27 protein-coding genes are annotated in these 23,903 nt (G+C 74.4%); 8 read left to right on the plus strand and 19 right to left on the minus strand.

The features are described from left to right. Nucleotides 1-176 precede the first annotated feature (176 nt). A complete protein-coding gene (locus ACIPXM_RS10245; protein WP_401654034.1) occupies nt 177-905 on the minus strand; it encodes a VIT1/CCC1 transporter family protein in 729 nt (242 codons plus the stop codon). A gap of 289 nt (nt 906-1,194) precedes the next feature. On the opposite strand from ACIPXM_RS10245, the gene ACIPXM_RS10250 reads away from it, so the two are divergent. From ACIPXM_RS10250 to ACIPXM_RS10280, 7 genes are read left to right on the plus strand one after another with little or no spacing between them, the layout of a single operon-like run. After that, nucleotides 1,195-2,232, plus strand: coding sequence for an ADP-ribosylglycohydrolase family protein (locus ACIPXM_RS10250; RefSeq protein ID WP_401654036.1), 1,038 nt, complete (start codon nt 1,195-1,197; stop codon nt 2,230-2,232). Next, entirely contained in the window at nt 2,229-3,566 is a 1,338-nt protein-coding gene (locus ACIPXM_RS10255) for an ADP-ribosylglycohydrolase family protein (protein ID WP_401654038.1), read from the plus strand. Before ACIPXM_RS10250 ends, ACIPXM_RS10255 begins: the two co-directional genes overlap by 4 nt. Continuing rightward, the gene (locus ACIPXM_RS10260) at nt 3,547-4,698 is read left to right on the plus strand and encodes an ADP-ribosylglycohydrolase family protein (RefSeq protein WP_401654040.1); all 1,152 of its coding nucleotides are present in this window, start codon (nt 3,547-3,549) and stop codon (nt 4,696-4,698) included. Before ACIPXM_RS10255 ends, ACIPXM_RS10260 begins: the two co-directional genes overlap by 20 nt. A gap of 56 nt (nt 4,699-4,754) precedes the next feature. Then, nucleotides 4,755-6,185: an ADP-ribosylglycohydrolase family protein gene (locus ACIPXM_RS10265; RefSeq protein WP_401654042.1), complete on the plus strand. Its 1,431-nt coding sequence runs from the start codon at nt 4,755-4,757 to the stop codon at nt 6,183-6,185. Further along, on the plus strand, nt 6,182-7,081 hold the full coding sequence (gene rbsK, locus ACIPXM_RS10270) for a ribokinase (protein WP_401654044.1): 900 nt from the start codon (nt 6,182-6,184) through the stop codon (nt 7,079-7,081). Before ACIPXM_RS10265 ends, rbsK begins: the two co-directional genes overlap by 4 nt. Then, a complete protein-coding gene (locus tag ACIPXM_RS10275) occupies nt 7,078-8,349 on the plus strand; it encodes a CaiB/BaiF CoA transferase family protein (RefSeq protein ID WP_401654046.1) in 1,272 nt (423 codons plus the stop codon). Before rbsK ends, ACIPXM_RS10275 begins: the two co-directional genes overlap by 4 nt. Beyond that, nucleotides 8,346-9,182: an HpcH/HpaI aldolase/citrate lyase family protein gene (locus ACIPXM_RS10280; RefSeq protein ID WP_401654048.1), complete on the plus strand. Its 837-nt coding sequence runs from the start codon at nt 8,346-8,348 to the stop codon at nt 9,180-9,182. Before ACIPXM_RS10275 ends, ACIPXM_RS10280 begins: the two co-directional genes overlap by 4 nt. 90 nt (nt 9,183-9,272) lie before the next feature. Here the strand turns inward: ACIPXM_RS10280 and lgt are convergent, their stop codons facing one another. The 11 genes from lgt to hisI form a co-directional block, all read right to left on the minus strand. Further along, a complete protein-coding gene (gene lgt / locus ACIPXM_RS10285; protein WP_401654050.1) occupies nt 9,273-10,280 on the minus strand; it encodes a prolipoprotein diacylglyceryl transferase in 1,008 nt (335 codons plus the stop codon). Nucleotides 10,281-10,366: 86 nt separating this feature from the next. Continuing rightward, nucleotides 10,367-11,197 carry a thioredoxin domain-containing protein gene (locus tag ACIPXM_RS10290; RefSeq protein WP_401654053.1) on the minus strand — a complete coding sequence of 277 codons (831 nt, stop codon included), beginning with the start codon at nt 11,195-11,197 and terminating at the stop codon, nt 10,367-10,369. A gap of 76 nt (nt 11,198-11,273) precedes the next feature. Beyond that, nucleotides 11,274-12,098 (minus strand): tryptophan synthase subunit alpha, encoded by an 825-nt coding sequence (trpA, locus tag ACIPXM_RS10295; RefSeq protein ID WP_401654055.1) that lies wholly within the window; start codon nt 12,096-12,098, stop codon nt 11,274-11,276. Then, the gene (gene trpB / locus ACIPXM_RS10300) at nt 12,095-13,390 is read right to left on the minus strand and encodes a tryptophan synthase subunit beta (protein ID WP_401654057.1); all 1,296 of its coding nucleotides are present in this window, start codon (nt 13,388-13,390) and stop codon (nt 12,095-12,097) included. The genes trpA and trpB overlap by 4 nt, the downstream gene beginning before the upstream one ends. 165 nt (nt 13,391-13,555) lie before the next feature. Continuing rightward, nucleotides 13,556-13,750: a tryptophan biosynthesis modulator TrpM gene (trpM, locus tag ACIPXM_RS10305; protein WP_401654059.1), complete on the minus strand. Its 195-nt coding sequence runs from the start codon at nt 13,748-13,750 to the stop codon at nt 13,556-13,558. A gap of 7 nt (nt 13,751-13,757) precedes the next feature. Next, nucleotides 13,758-14,567 carry an indole-3-glycerol phosphate synthase TrpC gene (gene trpC / locus ACIPXM_RS10310; protein WP_401654061.1) on the minus strand — a complete coding sequence of 270 codons (810 nt, stop codon included), beginning with the start codon at nt 14,565-14,567 and terminating at the stop codon, nt 13,758-13,760. A gap of 129 nt (nt 14,568-14,696) precedes the next feature. Then, nucleotides 14,697-15,179: a DUF2752 domain-containing protein gene (locus tag ACIPXM_RS10315; protein ID WP_401654063.1), complete on the minus strand. Its 483-nt coding sequence runs from the start codon at nt 15,177-15,179 to the stop codon at nt 14,697-14,699. Between the two features lie 141 nt (nt 15,180-15,320). After that, nucleotides 15,321-15,581: an HGxxPAAW family protein gene (locus tag ACIPXM_RS10320; protein ID WP_401654065.1), complete on the minus strand. Its 261-nt coding sequence runs from the start codon at nt 15,579-15,581 to the stop codon at nt 15,321-15,323. 136 nt (nt 15,582-15,717) lie between these two features. Beyond that, nucleotides 15,718-16,374, minus strand: a complete 657-nt coding sequence (locus ACIPXM_RS10325; RefSeq protein ID WP_401654067.1) for a TIGR02234 family membrane protein — start codon at nt 16,372-16,374, stop codon at nt 15,718-15,720. 112 nt (nt 16,375-16,486) lie between these two features. Then, nucleotides 16,487-18,022: an anthranilate synthase component I gene (locus ACIPXM_RS10330; RefSeq protein ID WP_401654069.1), complete on the minus strand. Its 1,536-nt coding sequence runs from the start codon at nt 18,020-18,022 to the stop codon at nt 16,487-16,489. Between the two features lie 11 nt (nt 18,023-18,033). Next, nucleotides 18,034-18,402, minus strand: coding sequence for a phosphoribosyl-AMP cyclohydrolase (hisI, locus tag ACIPXM_RS10335; RefSeq protein ID WP_401654071.1), 369 nt, complete (start codon nt 18,400-18,402; stop codon nt 18,034-18,036). Between the two features lie 92 nt (nt 18,403-18,494). On the opposite strand from hisI, the gene ACIPXM_RS10340 reads away from it, so the two are divergent. Then, nucleotides 18,495-19,127: a TIGR03085 family metal-binding protein gene (locus ACIPXM_RS10340; protein WP_401654073.1), complete on the plus strand. Its 633-nt coding sequence runs from the start codon at nt 18,495-18,497 to the stop codon at nt 19,125-19,127. 16 nt (nt 19,128-19,143) lie between these two features. Here the strand turns inward: ACIPXM_RS10340 and ACIPXM_RS10345 are convergent, their stop codons facing one another. From ACIPXM_RS10345 to ACIPXM_RS10375, 7 genes are all read right to left on the minus strand, one after another. Beyond that, a complete protein-coding gene (locus ACIPXM_RS10345) occupies nt 19,144-20,445 on the minus strand; it encodes an MFS transporter (protein WP_401654075.1) in 1,302 nt (433 codons plus the stop codon). A gap of 5 nt (nt 20,446-20,450) precedes the next feature. After that, nucleotides 20,451-21,053, minus strand: coding sequence for a helix-turn-helix domain-containing protein (locus tag ACIPXM_RS10350; RefSeq protein ID WP_401654077.1), 603 nt, complete (start codon nt 21,051-21,053; stop codon nt 20,451-20,453). 137 nt (nt 21,054-21,190) lie between these two features. Next, nucleotides 21,191-21,946, minus strand: a complete 756-nt coding sequence (gene hisF / locus ACIPXM_RS10355) for an imidazole glycerol phosphate synthase subunit HisF (RefSeq protein ID WP_401654079.1) — start codon at nt 21,944-21,946, stop codon at nt 21,191-21,193. Next, nucleotides 21,943-22,356 (minus strand): RidA family protein, encoded by a 414-nt coding sequence (locus ACIPXM_RS10360; RefSeq protein WP_401654082.1) that lies wholly within the window; start codon nt 22,354-22,356, stop codon nt 21,943-21,945. The genes hisF and ACIPXM_RS10360 overlap by 4 nt, the downstream gene beginning before the upstream one ends. Then, complete coding sequence (gene priA / locus ACIPXM_RS10365; protein ID WP_401654084.1) at nt 22,353-23,084, minus strand: bifunctional 1-(5-phosphoribosyl)-5-((5-phosphoribosylamino)methylideneamino)imidazole-4-carboxamide isomerase/phosphoribosylanthranilate isomerase PriA; 732 nt, start codon at nt 23,082-23,084, stop codon at nt 22,353-22,355. The genes ACIPXM_RS10360 and priA overlap by 4 nt, the downstream gene beginning before the upstream one ends. Then, nucleotides 23,085-23,741 carry an imidazole glycerol phosphate synthase subunit HisH gene (gene hisH / locus ACIPXM_RS10370; RefSeq protein WP_401654086.1) on the minus strand — a complete coding sequence of 219 codons (657 nt, stop codon included), beginning with the start codon at nt 23,739-23,741 and terminating at the stop codon, nt 23,085-23,087. After that, nucleotides 23,738-23,902 carry a hypothetical protein gene (locus ACIPXM_RS10375; RefSeq protein ID WP_401654088.1) on the minus strand — a complete coding sequence of 55 codons (165 nt, stop codon included), beginning with the start codon at nt 23,900-23,902 and terminating at the stop codon, nt 23,738-23,740. The genes hisH and ACIPXM_RS10375 overlap by 4 nt, the downstream gene beginning before the upstream one ends. Nucleotide 23,903: the final 1 nt, after the last annotated feature.

Genomic DNA, 23,903 nt, shown 5'->3' on the forward strand with positions numbered 1-23,903 from the left:
CCGCCCAGGGAGATTCGTCACAGAGACACGGGCCGCAGGTCACGGGTAAGGGCATGCCGAAAGGCCCCCGCGGGACGGCGGGGGCCTTGGCGTCGGTACGGGAAGCTTCGGTACGAGCGACTGCGGTACGAGGTGCTTTCGTACGAGGTGCTTTCGTACGGGCTACAGCGGTACGGCTACAGCGCGGCGCCGAACAGCATGCCGAGGCCGTACGTGACGGCCGCCGCCGCGCCGCCCAGGAGGAGCTGGCGGGCGCCGCTGAAGAACCAGCCGCGGGCGGTGACCCGGGCGACCAGCGCGCCGCAGCCGAAGAGGCCGACGAGCGCGGCGATCACGGCCGGCCAGAGCGCGGTGGCGCCGAGCAGGTAGGGCAGCAGGGGCAGCAGCGCGCCGAGCGCGAAGGACGCGAACGAGGACACCGCGGCGACCATCGGCGACGGCAGGTCGTCGGGGTCGATGCCGAGCTCCTCGCGGGCGTGGATCTCGAGCGCCTGCTCCGGGTCGCGGGACAGCTGCATGGCGACCTCGCGGGCGAGCGCGGGCTCGACGCCCCGGGAGACGTAGAGCGCGGCCAGCTCCTCCATCTCGTCGACCGGGTGCTTGCGCAACTGACGGCGCTCGACGTCCAGTTCCGCCTGGACCAGCTCACGCTGCGAGGCGACCGAGGTGTATTCGCCCGCGGCCATCGAGAAGGCACCGGCGGCGAGTCCGGCCAGGCCGGTGATGACGACGGTCTGCGAGGAGACCGCGCCACCGGCGACGCCGGTCATCAGGGCGAGGTTGGAGACCAGTCCGTCCATCGCGCCGAACACCGCCGGGCGCAGCCAGCCGCCGTTGACGTCGCGGTGGGTGTGGTTGTCGCGGTGCGCCTCGTGGAGCGGTGCGACGGCTTCGATGATGGACATGCTTCTCCCCTGTGTCTGTTGCGGGTTCGGCAGTCCCGCCCCCTTCCGACGCCTTCGAAAATACGCCCGATGTAAGGGGCGCGCCAGCAAGGTAGGCCGTACTTACTAAGGCTGACCTTGGAAAGGAAGCCCTTACCGAGCGGACACCGACTGGACATCGGAGGGCTTTCTGACATGGCGTCACCCGAGTGACAGAAACGTTTCGGTGAGGGTTCGGCGGGCTCGCGTGGCAGTGATGCGGAAGGGGGCGGGGGCATGGGAGCAGGGGCACGGGAGAAAGAGGCGCGGGATGATCGGGGCGACGACCGGGGAGCCGGTCACCTCTGGGCACGAGTCCGGGCACGAGATCCGCGAGCGGGCGCGGGGCGCGCTGCTCGGGCTCGCGGTGGGCGACGCGCTGGGCGCGCCCGCCGAGAATCTGCGGCCCTCGGAGATCCGGCGCCGCTGGGGCCGGATCGAGGGCTTCGTGACGGACCGCCCCGCGGGCACGGACGACACCGAGTACGCCATCTTCTCCGGGCTGTTGCTGGCCCGGCACGGTTCGGCACTGACCGTGGCGCACGTGGAGCGGGCCTGGCACCGCTGGATCGCCGATCTCGACGAAGGGCCCTTCCGGGGCGCGGGGTTCTCGGAGCGGGGCACCCTGGAGAACCTGCGGCGCGGGCTCGCGGCGCCGATCTCGGCGCAGCACCGGCACGCGTGGAGCGACGGCCTCGCGATGCGGGCGGCGCCGTTCGGGGTGTTCGCGGCGGGGCGGCCGGCGGAGGCGGCGCGGCTGGTCGCGATCGACGGCAGCGTCAGTCACGAGGGCGAGGGCATCTACGGCGGCCAGGCGGTGGCGGCGGGGGTCGCGGCGGCGATGGGCGGCGCGTCGGTCACCTCGGTGATCGCGGCCGCCCTCTCGGTGGTCCCGATGGACTCCTGGACCGCCCGCTCGATGCGCCGCGCGGTGGTGGCGGCCCGCCGGGTCGTCCCCGACCCGCTGGAACGCGAACGGGCGGTGCGCTCGGCCGTCGTCATCGGCGGCTATCCGTGGACCGACCTGGCACCGGAGGCGGTCGCGCTTGCCTTCGGCGCGTTCGCCGCGGCCCGCGGCGACTTCCGCGTCTCGGTCCTCACGGCGGTCAACATGGGCCGCGACGCGGACACCACGGCGGCGGTCGCCGGGGCCCTCGCGGGCGCCCTCGGCGGCCTGGCCGCCATCCCCGAGGAGTGGGCGCGGGTCATCCCGCCGGTCGCGGGCAGCTGCCTCCCCACCATGCGCGGCCATCACGTCCTGGACATCGCCGATCTGCTGACCCCCGATCCGGAGGAGGAGTCCCGATGAGCGCGGACCTGAGCGCGGACCTGAGCGCGGACCTGACGACGATCGCCCCGGAGCGGGGCGAGGACCCCGGCGGGGTCCCGCCGGGCGGGCGCCCGGCGGAGCCGGTGGCCGGGGTGCGGCGGCGGCCCGTGCTCGGCTCGCGGAACCGGACCCGGACCGGGGCCCGGGCCGCTGCCCGGCCAGGGGCGGCGGAGCGGATCGAGGGGCTGCTGCTCGGGCTGGCCGCCGGGGACGCCGCCGGGTGGCCCGCGGCGCGGCACCGGGCGGCCAGGATGCCGGAGTGGACGCGGCGGCTGACCCGGGAGCTGGACACCTTCGCCGAGGACAACGCGACGACCACGCTGCCCGTACCGATCGCGCTGAACCAGCCGCCGGAGCCGCTGCGGCTGGGGCCGTCGGACGACGCCGAGTGGGCGGTGTTCACCGCCGAGACGCTGCTGGCCGCGGCCGGGCCGCTGTTCCGGACGCTCGCCGACCCGGACCGGCGGCTGCGGGCGGCGGTGGACCTGGCGTGGCACTCGCTCGCCAGCCAGATCGGCGCCGCCGCCGACCGCGCCCCCGAGGTCGAATCCGCCGTCCTGCCGCTGCGCGCCCGGATCTCGGTACGGGCCGGGCTCGGCAATCTGGCCAACGGCCTGCGCCCGCCCGCCACCGGCCACGACAACCCGCACTACTTCGACGACGCCGCCTGCGTCCGGGCCGCCGTGCTGGCGCTCGCGCACCCCGGTGACCCGCTGGCGGCCGCCGCGCTCGCCGAGTTCGACGCCCGGTACACCCAGGACGGCGACGGTGTGCACGGCGCCCGGGCGACGGCCGCGGCGGTCGCCGTCGCGCTGGGCGGCGGGGACCCGGAGGCCGCGGTGGCGGCGGCCGTCGACCAGCTGCCGCCCGCCACCGAGATCGGCCGCAACGCCCGCCACGCGGTGAAGCTGGCCCGCACCGCGACGACCGCCTTCGAACTGGTCCCGCTCCTGGAGCACCAGATCGTGGACCACGTCTACAGCTACGGCATCGCCGCCGCCGAGACCGTGCCGGTCGCCCTCGCCCTGACCCTCGCCGCCCGGGGCGAGATGACGGCGGCGGTACCGGCCGCCGCCTGTCTCTCCCGGGTCGCCGACTCCGCCCCCGCGCTCGCCGGGGCACTCACCGGCGCGCTGGGCGGCGGGGGTTCGGTCCCGGCCACCTGGCGGGACGCCTGCCGGACCCTCGCGGGCTGCGCGCTGCCCCGGCTCGCGGGCACCGATCTGGTCGAACTCGCCGGACTCCTCGCGACCACTGCCACGGAACCGGCCACCCCGGGTGGACAATTCCGGCATGACCCCCCATCTGGATGACCGCGTCACCGGCGCCCTCGTCGGAGCGGCCGTGGGCGACGCCCTCGGCGGTCCCGTCGAGGGCTACACCCCCGAGCAGATCCTGGAACGTCACGGCGGCCGTGTCACCGGCGTCGTCGGGCCCTGGAACGGCGGCTCCTGGCGCACCGCCCGCCCCATCGCGCCGTACCACAAGGGCGACGGGCACGTCACCGACGACACCTTGATGACGCACGCCCTGGTCCGGGTGTACGAGCGGGTGCGCGGCCATCTCGACGCGTACGCGGTCGCCGACCACCTCGTCCCGGAGCTCATGGACCGCCCGGTCTGGATCCCCGAACTGGAGGCGGAGGCGCTGCCGCTGCAGCGGGTGTTCCTGGCCGAGAAGTGGATCGTCGCCCGGCTGCACTACGGTCACGCGGACCCGCGCGAGGCGGGCAACGGGAACATCGTCAACTGCGGTGCGGCCATGTACATGGCCCCGGTCGGCCTGGTCAACGCGGCGAACCCGGCCGCCGCCTACGCCGAGGCCGTCGACGTCGCGGGCGCCCACCAGTCCTCGTACGGGCGGGAGGCGGCCGGGGTGTTCGCGGCGGCCGTGGCGGCGGCCTGTGTGCCGGGCGCGACGGCCCGCTCGGTCGTCGACACGGCGCTCGGCCTCGCCAAGGACGGCACCCGGGCCGCCATCGCGGCGGTCGCCGAAGTCGCCGAGGCGCACCGGGACTTCGAGACGGCGCTCGCCCCGCTGCGGCGGGCGGTCGCCCCGTACGACTCGGTCGGCCCCGACTACCGCTCCCCCGGCCTGGACGCCCGCCGCCCGTCCCGGCTGCACGCCATCGAGGAGCTGCCGATCGCGCTCGGCATGCTGCTGGTCGGCGAGGGCGACTACCGCCGTTCGGTGCTCGGCGGGGTCAACTACGGCCGGGACTGCGACTCCATCGCGACGATGGCGGGCGCGATCGCGGGCGCGCTGCACGGCGAGGCCGCCGTACCGGCGGAGTGGGTGAAGCGGGTCGCCGAGGCCAGTCGGCTCGATCTGCACGCCCCGGCGACCGCCCTCGCCGCCGTGGTCCGCGAGGTGTTCGCCCGGGACGCGGCCGCCCACCGGGTGCACGCCGCCGCCTTCGCCGCCCTGACGGACCCGGTCCGGTGAGCGGCGCGCCCGTGGCGGGCCGGCCGGTCGGCGGCGGGCCCATGGGCGGTGGGCCGGTGAGCGACGCACCCGGGGGCAACGCGCCCGTGAGCGGCGGACCGGTCGGCGGTGGGCCGGTGCGGCTCACCTGGGTGCAGCCCGAGGACCTGGTGGGCCATGAGCTGCGGCAGGCCGCCGAGGACGGCCGGGACGCCGACCGCGTCCGCGCCCTCGCCGACCGCTGGCAGGCGGCCGGTGGGAGCCCCGCCCCGGCCGCCGCCGGTGCCTCGCCCGACCCGCGCCCCGCGCTGCGCCCGCTCGCCGAGCAGATCCTCGACGCCCTCGCCCTGCTCCCCGCCGCGCGGGCCGCCGACGAGCCGACGGACCTGGCCGCGATCGTCGCCGCCTGCCCCGACTGGCCCGCCCCACGCCCCCGGACCCCGGGCGGACCCGCGCTGCTCGACCGGCTGCACGCCGGATGGCTCGGCCGGGCCGCCGGCTGCCTGCTCGGCAAACCGGTCGAGAAACTGCCGCTGCCCGCGATCCGCGCCCTCGCCCGGGCCACCGGCAACTGGCCGCTCGCCGACTGGTTCACCGCCCGTGGCGTGCCGCCAGGACTCCTCGCCGCGCACCCCTGGAACCGCCGCTCCGCCAGCACCTCCCTCGCCGAGAACATCGACGGCATGCCCGAGGACGACGACCTCAACTTCCCGCTGCTCGGCCTGCTCCTGCTGCGCCGCCACGGCCGCGGCTTCACCACCGCCGACGTGGCCCGGCTGTGGCTGGACGAACTGCCCGCCGGACGGACCTTCACCGCCGAACGGATCGCCTACCGCAACCTCCTCGACGGCGTCGAACCCCCGCTGACCGCCGCCCGCCGCAACCCCTTCCGGGAGTGGATCGGCGCCCAGATCCGGGCCGACGCGCACGGCTGGACCCACCCCGGCGACCCCGACGGCGCCGCCCGCCAGGCCCACCGGGACGCGGTCCTCAGCCACACCGGCAACGGCGTGTACGGCGCCCTGTTCGTCGCCGCCGCGCTGGCCGAGGCCGCGTCCGGCACCGCCGACGTGCACCGGGCGCTCGCCGCCGGACTCGCCGTCGTCCCCCCGCGCTCCCGGCTCGCCGAAGCCGTCCGTCTCGGCATCGCCACCGCCCGCGCCCAGCCCGACTTCGACCGGGTCGCGGACCTGCTGCACGCCGAACTCGGCGGATACCACTGGGTGCACGCCGTGCCCAACGCCGCGCTGCTCGCCGCCGCCCTCACCCACGCCGACGGCGACTTCACCCGCTCCATCGGCGCCGCCGTCTCCGGCGGCTGGGACACCGACTCCAACGGCGCCACCGCGGGCTCGCTGGCCGGACTCCTCGCCGGGCACCCCGACCGCCTGCCCGAAGCCTGGACCTCCCCCCTCAAGAACCGGCTCGCGACCTCGGTGCCGTCCTTCGACGGCGTCGGCTTCGACACCCTGGCCGCCCTGACCCACACGGAGGCAGTACGCCCATGACCACCCCCAGCAGCATCGTGGTGCTCGGCAGCACCAACATGGACCTCGTCGCCTATGTGGCCAAGGCGCCCGCCCGCGGCGAGACCGTCACCGGCCGCGAGTTCCGCACCGTGCCCGGCGGCAAGGGCGCCAACCAGGCCGTCGCCGCCGCCCGGGCGGGCGCCGAGGTCTGGCTGATCGGCGCGGTCGGCGCCGACGACTTCGGCGTACGGATGCGGGCCGCGCTCGAACACAGCGGTGTCGACACCGATCTGCTGCGCACCGTCGAGGGACCCTCCGGCACCGCCCACATCGTCGTCGACGACGAGGGCGGCAACGCGATCGTCGTGGTCCCCGGCGCCAACGGCACCGTCACCTCCCTCAGCCACGGCGACGAGGCCCTGATCGGCACCGCCGACGCGCTGCTCCTCCAGCTCGAACTCCCCCTCCCCGTCGTCGTCGACGGCGCCCGCGCCGCCCGCGCGCGCGGCGTCCGCACCGTGCTCACCCCCTCCCCCGCGCAGGCGCTGCCGCCCGAACTGCTGGACGCCACCGACCTGCTGGTGCCCAACGAGCACGAGGCCGCCGCGCTCACCGGGCTCACCGACCCGCGGGCCGCCGCCCGCGCGCTGCTCGACCAGGTGCCCGAGGTGGTCATCACCCTCGGCGCCGCCGGCTGCCTGTACGCGGCCCGCGGCGCCGAACCGCTGGCCGTGCCCGCGCCCCGGGTGCGGGCCGTGGACACCACCGCGGCGGGCGACACCTTCGCGGGCGTCCTCGCCGTGGCGCTCACCGAGGGCAGGCCCGTGCCGGACGCCCTGGCCTGGGCGTCGGCGGCGGCCTCGCTCTCCGTGCAGCACGAGGGCGCGTCCACCTCCATGCCGTACCGCGCGGCCATCGAGGCGGCCCTCGCATGACCCCGAGCCACGCCCCGGCTCCGGCCCCGGCCCCCAGCCCGGCCGCCGACGCCGCCGCGCCGACGCCCGGCACCCCGCCCGGTGCCCCACCCCTCCGAGGACTGCGCGTCCTCGACCTCGCCACCCTCTTCGCCGGACCGCTCGCCGCCATGCTGCTCGGCGACTTCGGCGCCGACGTCGTCAAGATCGAGCACCCGCGCAAGCCCGACCCGTCCCGCGGCCACGGCCCCGCCAAGGACGGCACCGGCCTGTGGTGGAAGGTCCTCGGCCGCAACAAGCGGACCATGACGCTCGACCTGTCCACCCCCGGCGGCCGGGACACCCTGCTCCGGCTCGCCGCCGACGCCGACGTGATCGTGGAGAACTTCCGCCCCGGCACCCTGGAACGCTGGAGCCTCGGCTGGGAGGAACTCTCCACCGTCAACCCGCGCCTGGTGCTGGCCCGGGTCACCGGCTTCGGCCAGTTCGGCCCGTACGCCCACCGGCCCGGCTTCGGCACCCTCGCCGAGGCCATGAGCGGCTTCGCCGCCATCACCGGCGAACCCGACGGGCCGCCGACGCTGCCGCCCTTCGGCCTCGCCGACTCGATCGCCGCCCTCACCACCGCGTACGCCGTGATGACCGCGCTCCACACCCGCCACACCACCGGCCACGGCCAGGTCGTCGACCTCGCCATCATCGAACCGATGCTCTCCGTCATCGGACCCCACCTCCTCTGGTACGACCAGCTCGGCTACGTCCAGCCGCGCACCGGCAACCGGTCCCGCAACAACGCGCCGCGCAACACCTACCGGACCTCCGACGGCTCCTGGGTCGCCGTCTCCACCTCCGCCCAGTCGATCGCCGAACGCGTCCTGCGCCTGGTCGGCCGCCCGGAGCTGATCGACGAACCCTGGTTCGCCGACGGCACCGGCCGCGCCGCCCACGCCGACCTCCTCGACGAGGCGGTCGGCTCCTGGATCGCCCGGCACACCCGGGACGAGGCCATGGCCGCGTTCGAGAAGGCGGAGGCCGCCATCGCCCCCGTCTACGACGTCCGCGACGTGCTCGACGACCCCCAGTTCCAGGCGCTCGGCACCGTCACCGAGGTCCCGGACCCCGAACTCGGGCCGATCCGGATGCAGAACGTGCTCTTCCGGCTCTCCGGGACGCCCGGCGCGATCCGCTGGACCGGCCGCCCGCACGGCGCCGACACCACCGCCCTCCTCACCGAGCTCGGCCTCACCCGCGCCGAGATCGACCGCCTGCGCGCCGAAGGAGCCGTATGACCCTCACCCACCGCACCAACGGTCCCGCCGCACTCCGGCCGGCCCCGCTCACCTGGCTCTACGCCCCCGGCGACCGCCCCGACGTGGTCGGCAAGGCCCTCGGCTCCGGCGCCGACGTCGTCATCGTCGACCTGGAGGACGCGGTGGCCCCGGACCGGCGCGGCTACGCCCTCGCCGCCACCCGGGAACTGCTCGCCGACCCCCAGCCCGTACCGGTCCACGTACGCGTGCACGCACCCCGTGACATCCCATCCCTGGTCTCCCTCCCCGGACTCGTCGCTCTCCGTGTTCCCAAGGTGACACACCCCACTGACATCGCCCGGATCGTGGAGATCTCCGCGGGCCTCCCGCTGTTCCCGCTCCTGGAGAACGCGCTCGCCGTCGAGCACGCCTACGCCATCGCCACCGCCCACCCGTCGGTGCACGGCATCTCGCTCGGCGAGGCCGACCTCGCCGCCGACCTGGGGGTACGCGACGACCGCGGCCTCGACTGGCCGCGCAGCCGGGTCGTGGTCGCCGCCCGGGCCGCCGCCCTGCCGCCCCCGGTCCAGTCCGTGCACGCCGACGTCCGCGACCTCGACGCCCTCGCCGCGAGCTGCGCGCGGGGCCGGGCCATGGGCTTCCTCGGCCGGACCGCGATCCACCCCCGCCAGCTCCCGGTGATCGAACGGGCCTACCTCCCCACCCCCGACGAGATCGCGGCGGCGGAGGAGGTCGTCAAGGCCGCCGAGGCCGACGAGGGCGCCCTCGCGCTGCCCGACGGCCGGTTCGTCGACGCGGCCGTCGTCACCGGCGCCCGCCGGGTCCTGGCCCTCGCCGCACGCCGACGCTGAGCCCCGCCGGGAACGGCAAAGGGCGGAGGGCCGCCGGAACCTTCGTTCCGGCGGCCCTCCGCCACACTGCCCGCGCGTACGACCCTGAGGTCAGCGACCGCCCGCGCCCGCGCCGTTCCCGGCGCCGTCCTTGTCCTTGATGTCCTCGACGGCCTTGCGCTCGACGACCTCGTCCGCCGGGTCGGCCTTCGCGAGGTCGACGCTCTCGTCGGCGTCGGACTTCGCGGCGTCGGCCTTCTCCGCGTCGGCATCCGGCGTCGCGTCGACCGCGTCGGCCGCGTCGGCCTTCTTCGCCTCCACGATCTCCTCGCGGCCCGGGCGCACCTTCGCCGAGATCACGATGTACGTGACGGCGAGCACGAAGACGATGATCGCGGTCCACACGTTGAGCCGCAGGCCGAGGATGTGGTGGGCCTCGTCGACCCGCATGTACTCGATCCAGGCGCGGCCCGCGCAGTAGGCGGCGACGTACAGCGCGAAGGCACGGCCGTGGCCGAGCTTGAAGCGGCGGTCGGCCCAGATGACCAGGAGCGCGACGCCGACGCACCACAGCGACTCGTAGAGGAAGGTCGGGTGGTAGACGCCCTCGACGCGGTTGGCGCCCGCGCTGATCTTGAGGCCCCAGGGCAGGTCGGTCGGCTTGCCGTACAGCTCCTGGTTGAACCAGTTGCCCCAGCGGCCGATGGCCTGGGCGAGCGCGATGCCGGGGGCGATGGCGTCCGCGTACGCCGGGAGCGGGATGCCGCGGCGGCGGCAGCCGATCCAGGCGCCGACGGCACCGAGGGCGATGGCGCCCCAGATGCCGAGGCCGCCCTCCCAGATCTTGAAGGCGTCGACCCAGTCCTCACCGTCGCTGAAGTACAGCTGGTAGTCGGTGATCACGTGGTAGAGCCGGCCGCCGACGAGGCCGAAGGGCACCGCCCAGACGGCAATGTCGGCGACGGTGCCGGCGGTGCCGCCCCGGGCGATCCAGCGCTTGTTGCCGAGCCAGACGGCGACGAAGACACCGATGATGATGCAGAACGCGTAGCCGCGCAGCGGGATCGGTCCGAGATTGATCACGCCGGTCGACGGGCTGGGAATGTAGGCAAGGTCCATGGCAGGTCCGACGCTACCTTGCCGGGCGGGCCATCAGGCAGCCAGCCCGGCAACTTCTCCGTAACGCCGCTTCCACCGGACACGCCCTAAGGCTTGGCGGGGGAACCGGCGGCCGGGGAGGCGGTGCCCGCCTTCTTGCCCTTGTTGGCCTCGGCGACCCACTTCTTCAGGTTGTCCGGGGAGATCTGCTCGCTGCCCTTCTGCGGGAAGATCGATTCTCCGTTGAGCAGCACGGACGGGGTCCCGTTGAAGTCGCTCTTGCGGAAGGCGTCGTTCGACTTCTTCACCCAGCCGTCATGGGTGCCGTCCTCGACGCAGGCGCGGAAGGCGGGCGTGTCGAGCCCGGGGACCTTCGCGGCGAGTTCGAGCAGCTTGTCGTTCTTCCCGTAGGCGTCGTCCGTCTCGGGCGGCTGGTTGGTGTAGAGCACGTCGTGGTACGCGGTGAACTTCCCGGCGTCCTGGGCGCAGGCCGCCGCGTTCGCCGCGCGCAGCGAGCCGCTGCCGCCGAGGTTGCCGTCGATGAGGGTGGCGAGGTGGTACTCCGCCTTGACGGCGCCCGCCGCCTCCAGCTCATGGATGGTGGTCCGGAAGGCGCCCTCGAACTGGGCGCAGGCGGGGCACCTGAAGTCCTCCCAGACGGCGAGGGTGGACGGGGCGTCCGGGCGGCCCTGGGGGATGGCGGGCTTGTCGCCGGTGATCGCCCCGGTGGGGTCGACGACCGGGCCCGCCTTGTCCGAGCTGTCCTTGCCGCCCGCGTTGGCCGCGATCACGCCGACGACCGCGGCCAGGCCGAGGACGCCGACCACCGCCGCCGACACGATCAGGACGCGCCGCTGCTTCTCGCGGGCCTTGTCGCGCTCGCGCTGCTGTTGGAGGCGCTCCCGCGCGCTCCTACCGTCTTGGTTCTTCTCGCTCACGCCCACCAGAACGAACCGGGGAGGCACGCGCGTGCCTCCCCGGTCCCGAATCCACCCGTATGGGTTACTTCGTACGCTACTTCTTGCGACGCACACCCTCGGCGAGTTCGGCCGCCAGTTCCCGCACGGCGCGCAGCCCCGCGGCCTGGTCGCCGTCGGCGTCCAGGATCCGCTGGACGAAGGCGGAGCCGACGATGACGCCGTCGGCGAAGCCCGCGACCTCCTCGGCCTGGGTGGCGTTGGAGACGCCGAGGCCGACGCAGACCGGCAGGTCGGAGGTGGCGCGGGTGCGCCGGACCAGTTCCTCGGCCTGGGCGCCGACGGAGGCGCGGGTGCCGGTGACGCCCATCAGGGAGGCGGCGTAGACGAAGCCGGAGCCGGCCGCCGTGATGGTGGCGAGCCGCTCGTCCTTGCTGCTGGGCGCGACGACGAAGACGGTGGCGAGGCCGTGCCGGTGCGCGGCCTCGCGCCATTCGTCGGACTCCTGGACCGGCAGGTCGGGCAGGATGCAGCCCGCGCCGCCCGCTTCGGCGAGCTCGGCGGTGAAGCGCTCGACGCCGTACCGGTCGATGGGGTTCCAGTAGGTCATCACGAGGACCGGCTTCCCGGTGGCCTCGTACGCCTCCTTGACCGTCCGCATCACGTGGGCGATCTTGAGGCCGCCGCGCAGCGCGATGTCGTCGGCGGTCTGGATGACCGGGCCGTCGAGGACCGGGTCGCTGTGCGGCAGGCCGACCTCGACGACGTCGGCACCGCCGTCGAAGACGGCCTTGATCGCCTCGATGCCGCCGTCGACGGTCGGGAAGCCGGCCGGGAGGTACGCGATGAGCGCGGCCCGGTCCTCGGCCTTCGCCTTGGCGAGGGTGTCGCTGAGCAGCTGGATGTTGCCGGTCCCGGTCACTTGTCGTCCCCCTCGGTCCCGTTCGCGGACCCGTTCTCGGACCCGTTGCCGGATCCGTTCCCGGCGCCGTTGTCGTACAGCCCGAAGTAGCGGGCGGCGGTGTCCATGTCCTTGTCGCCGCGGCCGGACAGGTTGATCACGATCAGCCCGTCGGGGCCGAGCTCCTTGCCGACGTCGAGCGCCCCGGCGAGGGCGTGCGCCGACTCGATGGCCGGGATGATGCCCTCGGTGCGGGAGAGCAGCCGCAGCGCCTGCATGGCCGCGTCGTCGGTGACGGCCCGGTACTCGCCGCGGCCGCTGTCCTTGAGGAAGGAGTGCTCGGGGCCGATGCCGGGGTAGTCGAGTCCGGCCGAGATCGAGTACGGCTCGGTGATCTGGCCCTCCTCGTCCTGGAGGACGTAGCTGCGCGAGCCGTGCAGGATGCCGGGCTCGCCCGCGGTGAGGGTGGCGGCGTGCTCGCCGGTCTCGACGCCGTGACCGGCCGGTTCGCAGCCGATCAGGCGGACCGAGGCGTCCGGGATGAAGGCGTGGAACAGGCCGATGGCGTTGGATCCGCCGCCGACGCAGGCGACGGCCGCGTCGGGCAGCCGTCCGGCGCGCTCCAGGATCTGGCGGCGGGCCTCGACGCCGATCACCCGGTGGAAGTCGCGGACCATGGCGGGGAACGGGTGCGGGCCCGCGACGGTGCCGAACAGGTAGTGGGTGCGGTCGACGTTGGCGACCCAGTCGCGGAACGCCTCGTTGATGGCGTCCTTCAGGGTGCGGCTGCCGGACTTCACGGCGATGACCTCGGCGCCGAGCATCCGCATCCGGGCGACGTTGAGGGCCTGGCGCTGGGTGTCGATCTCGCCCATGTAGATGGTGCAGTCGAGGCCGAAGAGGGCGCAGGCGGTGGCCGTGGCGACGCCGTGCTGTCCGGCGCCGGTCTCGGCGATGACGCGGGTCTTGCCCATCCGCTTGGTGAGCAGGGCCTGCCCGAGCACGTTGTTGATCTTGTGCGAGCCGGTGTGGTTCAGGTCCTCCCGCTTCAGGAAGACCCGGGCGCCCCCGGCGTGCTCGGCGAACCGGGGCACCTCGGTGAGGGCGCTGGGGCGGCCGGTGTAGTTGACCATGAGGTCGTTGAGCTCACGGGCGAACTCGGGGTCGTGCTTGGCCTTGTCGTACTCGACGGCGACCTCGTCGACGGCGGCGACGAGCGCCTCCGGGATGAACTTGCCGCCGTAGGCGCCGAAGTAGCCCTCGGGCGTGGGGGTCAGACCCTCCGGGTCCGGGATGAAGAACTCGCTGGACATGCGGTTGCTCCTCGGCGGGGCGGTGCGCCCCGCGGGTACGTGGTGGACGGTGCCTGTCACGTGGCGCGCGCACGCCGAGGCGTCCGACGGCCACCGCGGCGCCGTACACGCCGTCACGCACGGCGGAGGATCACCGGACGGAGGCGGGGGCGGGGAGGCGGTGGGTCAGGGCCGGGTGCGCGCGGTGGCGGGGCGCCATCGCATGCCGTTGACCTGACCCGGCTCGTCGCCGATCACGTACCGGACCCGCCGTCCGTGCACCCGCCGCGCCGGTGCCCGGCAGCCGCGCGGCCGGCAGCCCCGCGCGAGCGGGGCGTGGCGCCGGTCGGCGGGGCAGGGGAGCGGGCGGCGGAGCGGCATCGGTGGGTCAGCTCCGCCCGTGGCGGAGGGCCGGGTGGGCGCCCGCGGCGACCAGGTCGGCCACGGCGGCCTTGGGGTCGCGGCCGGTGACCAGGGACTCGCCGACCAGGACCGCGTCGGCGCCGGCGTTGGCGTACGCGATCAGGTCGTGCGGGCCGCGGACGCCGGACTCGGCGATCTTGACGATGCCGGCCGGGATCTCCGGGGCGACCCGCTCGAAGGTGGAGCGGTCCACCTTGAGGGTCTTCAGGTCGCGGGCGTTGACGCCGATGATGCGGGCGCCCGCGTCGACGGCCCGCTCGACCTCGTCCTCGTCGTGCACCTCGACCAGCGGCGTGAGGCCGATGGACTCGGCGCGCTCGATCAGGGACACGAGGGCCTCCTGCTCGAGCGCCGCGACGATCAGCAGCGCGAGGTCGGCGCCGTAGGCGCGGGCCTCCCAGAGCTGGTACGCGGTGACGATGAAGTCCTTGCGCAGGACCGGGATGTCGACCCGGGAGCGGACCGCTTCCAGGTCGGCGAGCGAGCCGCCGAAGCGGCGCTGCTCGGTCAGTACGGAGATGACGGCGGCGCCGCCCGCCTCGTAGTCGGCGGCGAGACCCGCCGGGTCGGCGATGGCGGCGAGCGCGCCCTTGGACGGGCTGGAGCGCTTGACCTCGCAGATCACCGTGACGCCGTCGCCGCGCAGTGCGGCGACCCCGTCCTTGGCCTGCGGTGCCTTCGCGGCGCGCTCCTTCAGCTCGTCGAGGGAGACCCGCGCCTGCCGCTCTGCGAGGTCGGCGCGCACGCCGTCGATGATCTCGTCGAGCACACTCACGCGAGAGGCCCCCTTCCGGGATTCGGGATGCGATGAACGTCGATGAACACGGTTCAGCCAAGGTCGATGGTATCCGCAGGTGGGCCCCTGACCCGCATCGGTTCGACACGCGTCCCACCTGCTGGGACCTCAGGGCGCCAGCGCGGCGCCGAACGGCAGGTTCCGTACGAGGGTGAACAGGACCAGAACGGCGCCGATCCCCCACCACCAGACGGGGGCGATCGCGAGCCGCATGGACCGGCCGCGGGCGGCGCGAATCAGCCACAGGACCATGACGACGGCGAAGACGCCGTAGCCGACGACGGCCAGGGCGTTCGCGCCGAGCGCGGCGCCGAGGTCGCCGTGGACGACGGCGTGGGCGCTGCGCAGCCCGCCGCAGCCCGGGCAGTAGATCCCGGTGAAGCGGAGCAGCGGGCAGACCGGGTAGTGGCCGGGTTCGTTGGGGTCGACGGTGCCGACGTACGCGAAGGCCGCGGCGACCCCGGCGAGGGTGCCGAGCGGCGCGAGCAGCCGCCGGACGGGCGGTCTCGCGGCCGGCGGCGGGGGCGGCGGCCCCCAGGGGCCGGGGGCGGCGGGCTCGGTCACGGCTGCCGCCGTCGGGTCGGGATCCACCCGAGGATTGTCGCCCGTACGGCGCGAAGGCGCAGCCCCGTGCGTCGGGACTGCGCCTTCCGGGTGAGCGGATGCGGTCGTGGGCGGCCTTTCGGGGCCGTCAGGACCGTCGCGACCGTCGCGCCGGGATCGCCGCCGTGATCAGGCGGCGGTCCGCTCGAGGGCGCTGCGCGTGGCGGTCTCGCGGGCGGCGGCGACGGCCGCCGTCTCCTTCGGCATGCCCATGCCCGCGATCTTCATCGCGCCGCCGACGACACCGCCGAGGACGATGACGCCCATACCCGCCCAGAAACCGGGCACGTTGGCCGCCACCATGAAGACTCCGGCGATGCAGAAGCCGATGAAGGAGATGATGACACCGGTCCAGGCGGCCGGGGTGTGTCCGTGGGCGCTGCCCGCCATGAGTTGCTCCTCGTTGATGTTGCGCGGTGGTGACGCCTCATTCTTCCGCACATGACCGCGCGACGGTGACTCGGGGGGTCCCGGACGATCACGCGTCGCGCGCGGCCCCCCGATCGGGGGCCGTCGAGGGGCGGGGTCAGGCGCCGCGGGTGGGGTCCTCGCCGCGGTCCAGGGCCTTCCACAGGTCCTCGGGGCGGTCGGGGTCCACGGCCGCCTGGCGACGGGCCGCGCGGGGGGTGCCGGAGCGCTCGTAGCGGCCGCCCATGGCGGGCCAGGACTTCCCGAAGCGGAGCGCGAACAGTCCGGCGGCCAGGATGAGCGCCGCGCCGACGGCCGTCACGTACGGCCAGGCGGTGTGGCTGAGGCCGACGGCCGCGGCGGCGGTGTTCCCGCTCATCCGGGCGGCCTCGGCGTTCAGCGCCGAGGCGTCGGAGGCGCCGAGCACGGCGGCCAGCGCGGCGCCCGCGCCGCTCAGCGCGAGCAGCGCGGAGACCATGGTGCGGCCGGTCCTGCGCACCGCGAACACGGCGACGAGGGCGGCCAGGCCGACGATCGCGAGGGCGGTCGGGACACCGGTGACGGCGCCGCCGTCGGCCTCGACCGGCACGCTGCCGCCCGCCACCGACGCGGTGCCCTCGGCCCACTTCTGGCCCGCGGAGAGCAGTACGACGGTCGCGCCGAGGGCGCCGAGCAGCAGGGCCGCGCCCAGACTGCGGCGGGCGCCGGAGGAAGCGGCGCCGCCCGGTCGGGCGGCTCGGGGCTGGGGTACGGGTACGGCACTCACGTACCCCACTATCCCCTACCGGCTCGGGAACCGTTCATCCGGTCGAGTGATCCCTGTTCACGATTCGGCCTCATCCGCCCGGCCGGGGTGCCGCCCCGTGCCGTCGCGGCCGGGGAGGGGATCACGACCGGGGCGCGGTCATCCGGTTGGCGGTGTGTACGGCGCGGAGCACGGCCGCCGCCTTGTTGCGGCACTCGGCGTCCTCGGCCGCCGGGTCCGAGTCGGCCACGATCCCGGCGCCCGCCTGCACGTACGCCGTGCCGTCGCGCAGCAGCGCCGTACGGATCGCGATGGCCGTGTCGGAGTCGCCCGCGAAGTCGAGATAGCCGACGCAGCCGCCGTACAGACCCCGCCGGGACGGTTCGAGCTCCTCGATGATCTGCATCGCGCGCGGCTTCGGCGCGCCGGAGAGGGTGCCGGCGGGGAAGCAGGCGGTCAGCACGTCGAAGGCGGTACGGCCTTCGGCGACCCGGCCGGTGACCGTCGACACGATGTGCATGACGTGCGAGTACCGCTCGATCGACATGAAGTCGACGACCTCGACGGAGCCCGGCTCGCAGACCCGGCCCAGATCGTTGCGGCCGAGGTCGACCAGCATCAGGTGCTCGGCGCGCTCCTTCGGGTCGGCGAGCAGCTCCTCCGCGAGGTCGTGGTCCTCCTGCGGGGTGGCGCCCCGGTGCCGGGTCCCGGCGATCGGGTGCAGCATCGCGCGGCCGTCCTCGACCTTGACCAGCGCCTCCGGCGAGGAGCCGACCACGTCGAAGCCGTTCTCGAACCGGAACAGATACATGTACGGGGACGGGTTGGTGGCCCGCAGCACCCGGTACACGTCGAGCGCGGACGCGGTGCACGGGGTCTCGAACCGCTGCGAGGGCACCACCTGGAACGCCTCGCCCGCCCGGATCCGCTCCTTCACGTCCTCGACGGCGTCCTGGAAGGCGGGGCCGCCCCAGAGCGCGGTGTACTCGGGCAGCTCGGACTGCGGCAGGGCGGCCGGGGCGGCGGGGACCGCGCGGGCCAGATCGGCCTCCATGGCGTCGAGCCGGGCGACGGCGCCCGCGTACGCCTCGTCGACGCCGGTCTCCAGGTCGTTGTGGTTGATCGCGTTCGCGATCAGCAGCACCGTGCCGTCCCAGTGGTCGAGGACGGCGAGGTCGCTGGTGAGCAGCATGGTGAGCTCGGGCAGCTTCAGGTCGTCGCGGCCGTGCTCGCCGATCCGCTCCAGGCGGCGGACGATGTCGTAGCCGAGGTAGCCGACCATGCCGCCGGTGAACGGCGGCATCCCGCCCGCGAGGTCGCTGGGCGTGTTCGGCGTGTGCAGGGTCTCGACGGTCGCCTTCAGGGCGGCGAGCGGGTCGCCGTCCACCGGCACGCCGACCGGCGGGGTGCCCAGCCAGTGGGCCTGCCCGTCCTGGACGGTGAGGGTGCACTCGCTGCGCACCCCGATGAACGAGTACCGCGACCAGCTGCGGCCTCCCCCACCACCTACGGTGTGGGAGGTACCCCCACCGGCCGACTCGAGCAGGAAGGTGCCGGGGCGTTCGGCGGCGAGCTTCCGGTAGAGCCCGACCGGCGTGTCGCCGTCCGCGAGGAGCCGGCGGCTGACGGGGATGACGCGGCGGTCGGCCGCCAGCTTGCGGAAGGTCTCGAGATCCATGGCGCCAGACCCTACTCGGCCGCGAGCAGCACGTCGGCGTCGAAGCAGGTCCTGGCCCCGGTGTGGCAGGCGGCGCCCTCCTGGTCGACCCGGACCAGGAGGGTGTCCGCGTCGCAGTCGAGCGCGACGGACTTCACGTGCTGGACGTGCCCCGAGGTGTCGCCCTTGACCCAGTACTCCTGGCGGCTGCGCGACCAGTAGGTGCAGCGGCCGGTGGTGAGGGTGCGGTGCAGCGCCTCGTCGTCCATCCAGCCCATCATCAGCACCTCGCCGGTGTCGTACTGCTGGGCGATGGCGGGGACGAGACCGTCGGCGCTGCGCTTGAGGCGGGCGGCGATCGCGGGGTCGAGGGAGCTGGAGGTCCGGGGCATGCTGCTCATGGGGCCATTGTGCCGCGATCCGGGGTACCGGCCGGGCGGCCGTCCGCCTGATGGGCGGGCCCGCGCGGGACTCCGGACGTAGGCTTGCCGCCATGTCGACCCATGCGAAGCGCGAACGGCTGCTCCTGGCGGACCTGTTGGAGGCGGCAGGGCCCGAGGCGCCCACCCTGTGCGAGGGCTGGACCTGCCGCGACCTCGCCGCGCACGTGGTCGTGCGGGAGCGCCGCCCGGAGGCGGCGGGCGGGCTGCTGCTGGGCGTGCTCAAGTCCCGGCTCGACCAGGCCATGGCCGAGTACACCGCGAAGCCGTACGAGGAACTGATCCAGCTGATCAGGACCGGGCCGCCGCGCATGTCGCCGTACCGCCTGAAGCAGATCGACGAGGCGGCGAACGCGGTCGAGTTCTACGTCCACGCCGAGGACGTCCGCCGGGCACAGGAGGACTGGGCCCCGCGCCCCCTGGACCCGGTCTTCTCGGACGCCCTCTGGTCCCGCTTGGAGAAACTGGCCCGGCTGACCGGCCGCCGCTCCCCGGTGGGCCTGGTGCTGCGCCGCCCGAACGGCCAGACGGCGGTGGCGCACAAGGGCACGCCGGTGGTGACGGTCACGGGCGAGCCGGGTGAGCTGACGCTGTTCGTGTTCGGCCGCCAGGAGGCGGCGCAGGTGGAGCTGGACGGCGAGAAGTCGGCGCTGGAGCAGGTGACGACGGCGAAGCTGGGGATGTGAGCGGGGGCCGGCCGGGTCAGCGGGTTCCTCGCGCGGGCCGGTCGGGCGGTGCGGGCAGTTCGGCGCGCCGCAGCGCGGGCACCGCGAGCGTGTAGAGCCCGCACAGCGCGCAGACCGCCGCGCTCACCGCGTACACCGGCCCGAGGCCCCACACCCCGATCGCCGCTCCGGTGAGCGGGAAGGTGAGCGGCGCGACGCCGAGCGAGCAGAACGCGGCGACGGCGGAGACCCGGCCCAGGTAGGCGGGGTCGCACGCGGTCTGGACGAGCGCGTTGCAGAGCGCGCCGGAGAGTCCGGCGAGCAGGCCGATGGAGAGCGCGACGGCGGTGGCGACGGGCAGCCGGCCGGTGGTGGCGAGGGCGCCGATGGAGACGGCGCCGAGCAGCATGGTCACCCCGCAGACGGCGCCCGCGCGGGGGACGCGGCCGCGGACGGTGAGCAGCAGGGAGGCCGCGCCCGCGCCCGTACCGAATCCGGCGAGCACCCAGCCGATGCCGGCGGCGCCCCAGCCGCGCTGGTCGGCGAGGAGGGCGAGGCCGACGTTGAGGGGTCCGGCGAAGCCGAGGTCGCTGAGCAGGACGACGACCATGAGGTGGCCGACGATCCGGTTGCGGCGCAGGTGGCGGAGTCCGTCGACGAGCTCGGCGAACGCCCCGCCACCACCCTGGCCCGCGGTTTCCGCCTTGGGCGGCGGCGGTCCGAGCCGGAGCGCGCACAGCAGCGGTACGGAGAGGGCGAAGAGCAGTCCCGCGACGCCGAAGGCGGTGGCCGGGCCGCCGACGGCCACCGCGAGACCGCCGAGCGGGGCACCGAGGACGGCGCCGGAGCGCTGGGCGAGGCCGCGCAGGCCCTGGATCCTGGCGAGCTGGTCGGGGGCGGCGATGCGCGGCGGCAGCGCGCCGACGGCGGGCAGGAACAGGGCGTCGACGACGCCGAAGAGCAGGGCGACGGCGGCGAGCGCCCAGAGTCCCGGCGAGGCGAGGAACAGGGTCGCGGCCAGGCCGAGGACGAGCAGGGCGCGTACGGCGTCGGAGCCGATGACGACCCGGCGCGGGCCGAGCCGGTCGGCGAGCACTCCCCCGGCCAGCATGAACAGGGCCCGGGGCACGGCGCCGACGGCGAGGACGAGGCCGGCCTGGCCGGGGGTGCCGGAGCGGACGGCGGACCAGGAGAGGGCCAGGTAGTAGACGCTGTCGCCGAGGGTGGAGGCGGTGAACGCGCCGGTCCAGCGCAGCACGTTGGGGTCGCGATGGGCGGGGCGGGCGGCGAAGGCCGGCGCGGCGGCCCGGACATCGGTCGTCGTGGTCGTCGTGGTCATCCGGCTCAGCCCCGGTACGGGAATCCGTGCAGGTGGATCGCGACCTTCTCGCGGCCCTCGGTGTCGCCGGCCGCCTCGGCGGCCCGCGCGGCCCGGTCGTACCGGGTGAGCAGGGCGTCCAGCTCCACGCCGAGCGAGGCGAGTTCGGACGCCGTGAGCCGGGGCAGCCACTCGGAGCTGATGACCGCCGAGCGCCACTCGTCGGACCAGGTCAGCCGCTCGTCGAGGAAGCGGCGGTGGAGCGCGGCGCGCTGCTCGCCGATGACCCGGCCGAGGGCGTCGGACGCGGCGACGAGTTCGGGGGCGTCGCGGACGTCCTCGTCGTGGATGCTGAACCCGTACGAGCTGGGCCGCCACCAGCGTTCGCGGCCGTCCGTCGGCCTGCCGTCCGCCGTCGGGCCCCCGGCCTGCTCGATCAGGCCGTGCTCGGCGAGTTTGCGCAGGTGGTAGCTGACCAGCGAGACGGCCTCGTCGACCTGCTCGGCGAGCTGGGAGGCGGTCGCGGTGCGGGCCACGAACAGGGCGCGGTAGAGGCGGGTGCGCAGCGGGTGCGAGAGGGCCTTGAGGGTGCCGAGGTCGGTGATGCGGCGGTTCTCCTGCGAGGTCATGCCTCGACCCTAGATGCGAAAGAAATCTTGCGCAATGAAAGTTGCGCAAATATTGCTGTGCATACGGAGAAAGAGAACGGGCCCCCGAGGGGGCCCGTTCGCGAGGTTCGCGAGGTTCGCGAGGTTCGCGAACGGACTCAGCGGACCTGGTGACCCGCCTCCCGCAGCGTCTGCTTGACCTCGCCGATCCGCAGATCGCCGAAGTGGAACACGGACGCCGCGAGCACCGCGTCCGCGCCCGCCGCGATGGCGGGCGGGAAGTCGGCGAGCCGCCCCGCGCCGCCGGAGGCGATCACCGGCACCGTGACGTGCTCGCGCACCGCCGCGATCATCTCGGTGTCGTAGCCGTCCTTGGTGCCGTCGGCGTCCATCGAGTTGAGCAGGATCTCCCCCGCGCCCAGCTCGGCGGCCCGGTGCGCCCACTCGACGGCGTCGATGCCGGTGCCCTGGCGGCCGCCGTGCGTCGTCACCTCGAAGGAGCCGGAGGCCGTACGCCGTGCGTCGACCGACAGGACGAGCACCTGGCGCCCGAAGCGCTCGGCGATCTCCTGGATCAGCTCGGGGCGGGCGATGGCGGCGGTGTTGACGCCCACCTTGTCCGCACCGGCCCGCAGCAGCTTGTCGACGTCGTCGGCCGACCGCACCCCGCCGCCCACGGTGAGCGGGATGAACACCTGCTCGGCGGTGCGGCGCACCACGTCGTAGGTGGTCTCGCGGTTGCCGGAGGAGGCGGTGATGTCGAGGAAGGTGAGCTCGTCGGCGCCCTCGGCGTCGTACAGCTTGGCCATCTCGACGGGGTCGCCCGCGTCCCGCAGGTTCTGGAAGTTGACCCCCTTGACCACCCGGCCGTTGTCCACGTCCAGGCAGGGGATCACGCGTACGGCGAGGCTCATGCGTCGCCCCCGGCCGAGGTCTCCGGGCGGTACGCCTCGATCTCGACCTCGACGACCAGGCGCGGGTCCACGAACCCGGACACGATGATCATCGAGGCGGCCGGGCGGACGGCGTCGAACAGCTCCTTGTGGGCGCGACCGACCTCCTCCACGTCCCGGGCGTGGGTGAGGTACATCCGGGTGCGAACCACGTGCTCCGCGCCGAGGCCCAGCTGCGCCAGGGCGCCGAAGGCCACGTTGAACGCGTTGACCGCCTGCTCGTACGGGCCGCCGTCGGCGATCTGGCCGTCGACGACCGAGGTGCAGCCGGCCACCAGGACCAGGCCGTTGGGCAGCTCGACCGCGCGGGAGTAGCCGAACTGCTCCTCCCAGGGGGCGCCGGTCACCACCTTGCGCACGGAACCGGTCATACGGCGGCCACCGCCTCGATCGCCTCTTCCAGGGTGAACGCCTTCGCGTACAGCGCCTTGCCGACGATGGCGCCCTCGACGCCGGTGGGCACGAGCCCGGCCAGCGCCCGCAGGTCGTCGAGCGAGGAGACGCCGCCGGAGGCGACGACCGGCTTGTCGGTGGCGGCGCAGACGTTCTTCAGGAGCTCCAGGTTGGGGCCCGCGAGGGTGCCGTCCTTGGCGATGTCGGTGACGACGTAGCGGGCGCAGCCCTCGGCGTCGAGCCGGGCGAGCGTCTCGTACAGGTCGCCGCCGTCGCGGGTCCAGCCGCGGCCGCGCAGCGTGGTGCCGCGCACGTCGAGGCCGACGGCGATCTGGTCGCCGTGCTCGGCGATGACCTTGGCGACCCACTCGGGGGTCTCCAGGGCGGCGGTGCCGAGGTTGACCCGGGTGCAGCCGGTGGCGAGGGCCGCGGCGAGCGTGGCGTCGTCGCGGATGCCGCCGGACAGCTCGACCTTGATGTCCATGGCGCGGGTGACCTCGGCGACGAGGGCGCGGTTGTCGCCGGTGCCGAAGGCGGCGTCGAGGTCGACCAGGTGGAGCCATTCGGCGCCGGAGCGCTGCCAGGCGAGGGCGGCCTCCAGCGGGGAGCCGTAGGAGGTCTCGGTGCCGGACTCGCCGTGCACCAGGCGGACCGCCTGGCCGTCGCGGACGTCGACGGCCGGGAGGAGTTCGAGCGTGCGGGACATCTAGAGCGTTCCGATCCAGTTGGTGAGGAGCTGGGCGCCGGCGTCGCCGGACTTCTCGGGGTGGAACTGGGTGGCCCACAGGGCACCGTTCTCCACCGCGGCGACGAACGGCTCACCGTGCGTCGTCCAGCTGACCTTCGGGGCGCGGATGTTGGGGTTGCCGACCTCGAGGCTCCACTCGCGCACACCGTAGGAGTGCACGAAGTAGTAGCGGGTGTCGGCGTCGAGGCCCGCGAACAGTTCGGTGTCGGCGGGGGCGTCGACGGTGTTCCAGCCCATGTGCGGGACGACGGGCGCGTCGAGCGGCCCGACCGTGCCGGGCCACTCGTCGAGTCCTTCGGTCTCGACGCCGTGCTCGATGCCGTGGGCGAAGAGGATCTGCATGCCGACGCAGATGCCCATGACCGGGCGGCCGCCGGACAGCCTGCGGCCGACGATCCAGTCGCCGCGGGCCTCCTTGAGGCCGCGCATGCAGGCGGCGAAGGCGCCGACGCCGGGGACGAGGAGTCCGTCGGCGTTCATGGCCGTGTCGTAGTCGCGGGTGATCTCGACGTCGGCGCCGACCCGGGCGAGGGCCCGCTCGGCGGAACGCACGTTGCCGAAGCCGTAGTCGAAGACGACGACCTTCTTGCCGCCTCGGGTGCCGGGGCTGCTCATGACCAGACGTCCAGTCGCAGCACACCGGCGGACAGGCACATCACGGCGCCGATGGCGAGCAGCACGATCAGGCTCTTCGGCATCTTCTGCTTGGCGAAGGAGTAGATGCCGCCGAGCAGGAACAGGCCGACGACGATGAGGATGGTGGAGAGGCCGTTCACG

The organism is Streptomyces sp. NPDC090025 (assembly GCF_044748125.1).
Lineage (GTDB): Bacteria > Actinomycetota > Actinomycetes > Streptomycetales > Streptomycetaceae > Streptomyces.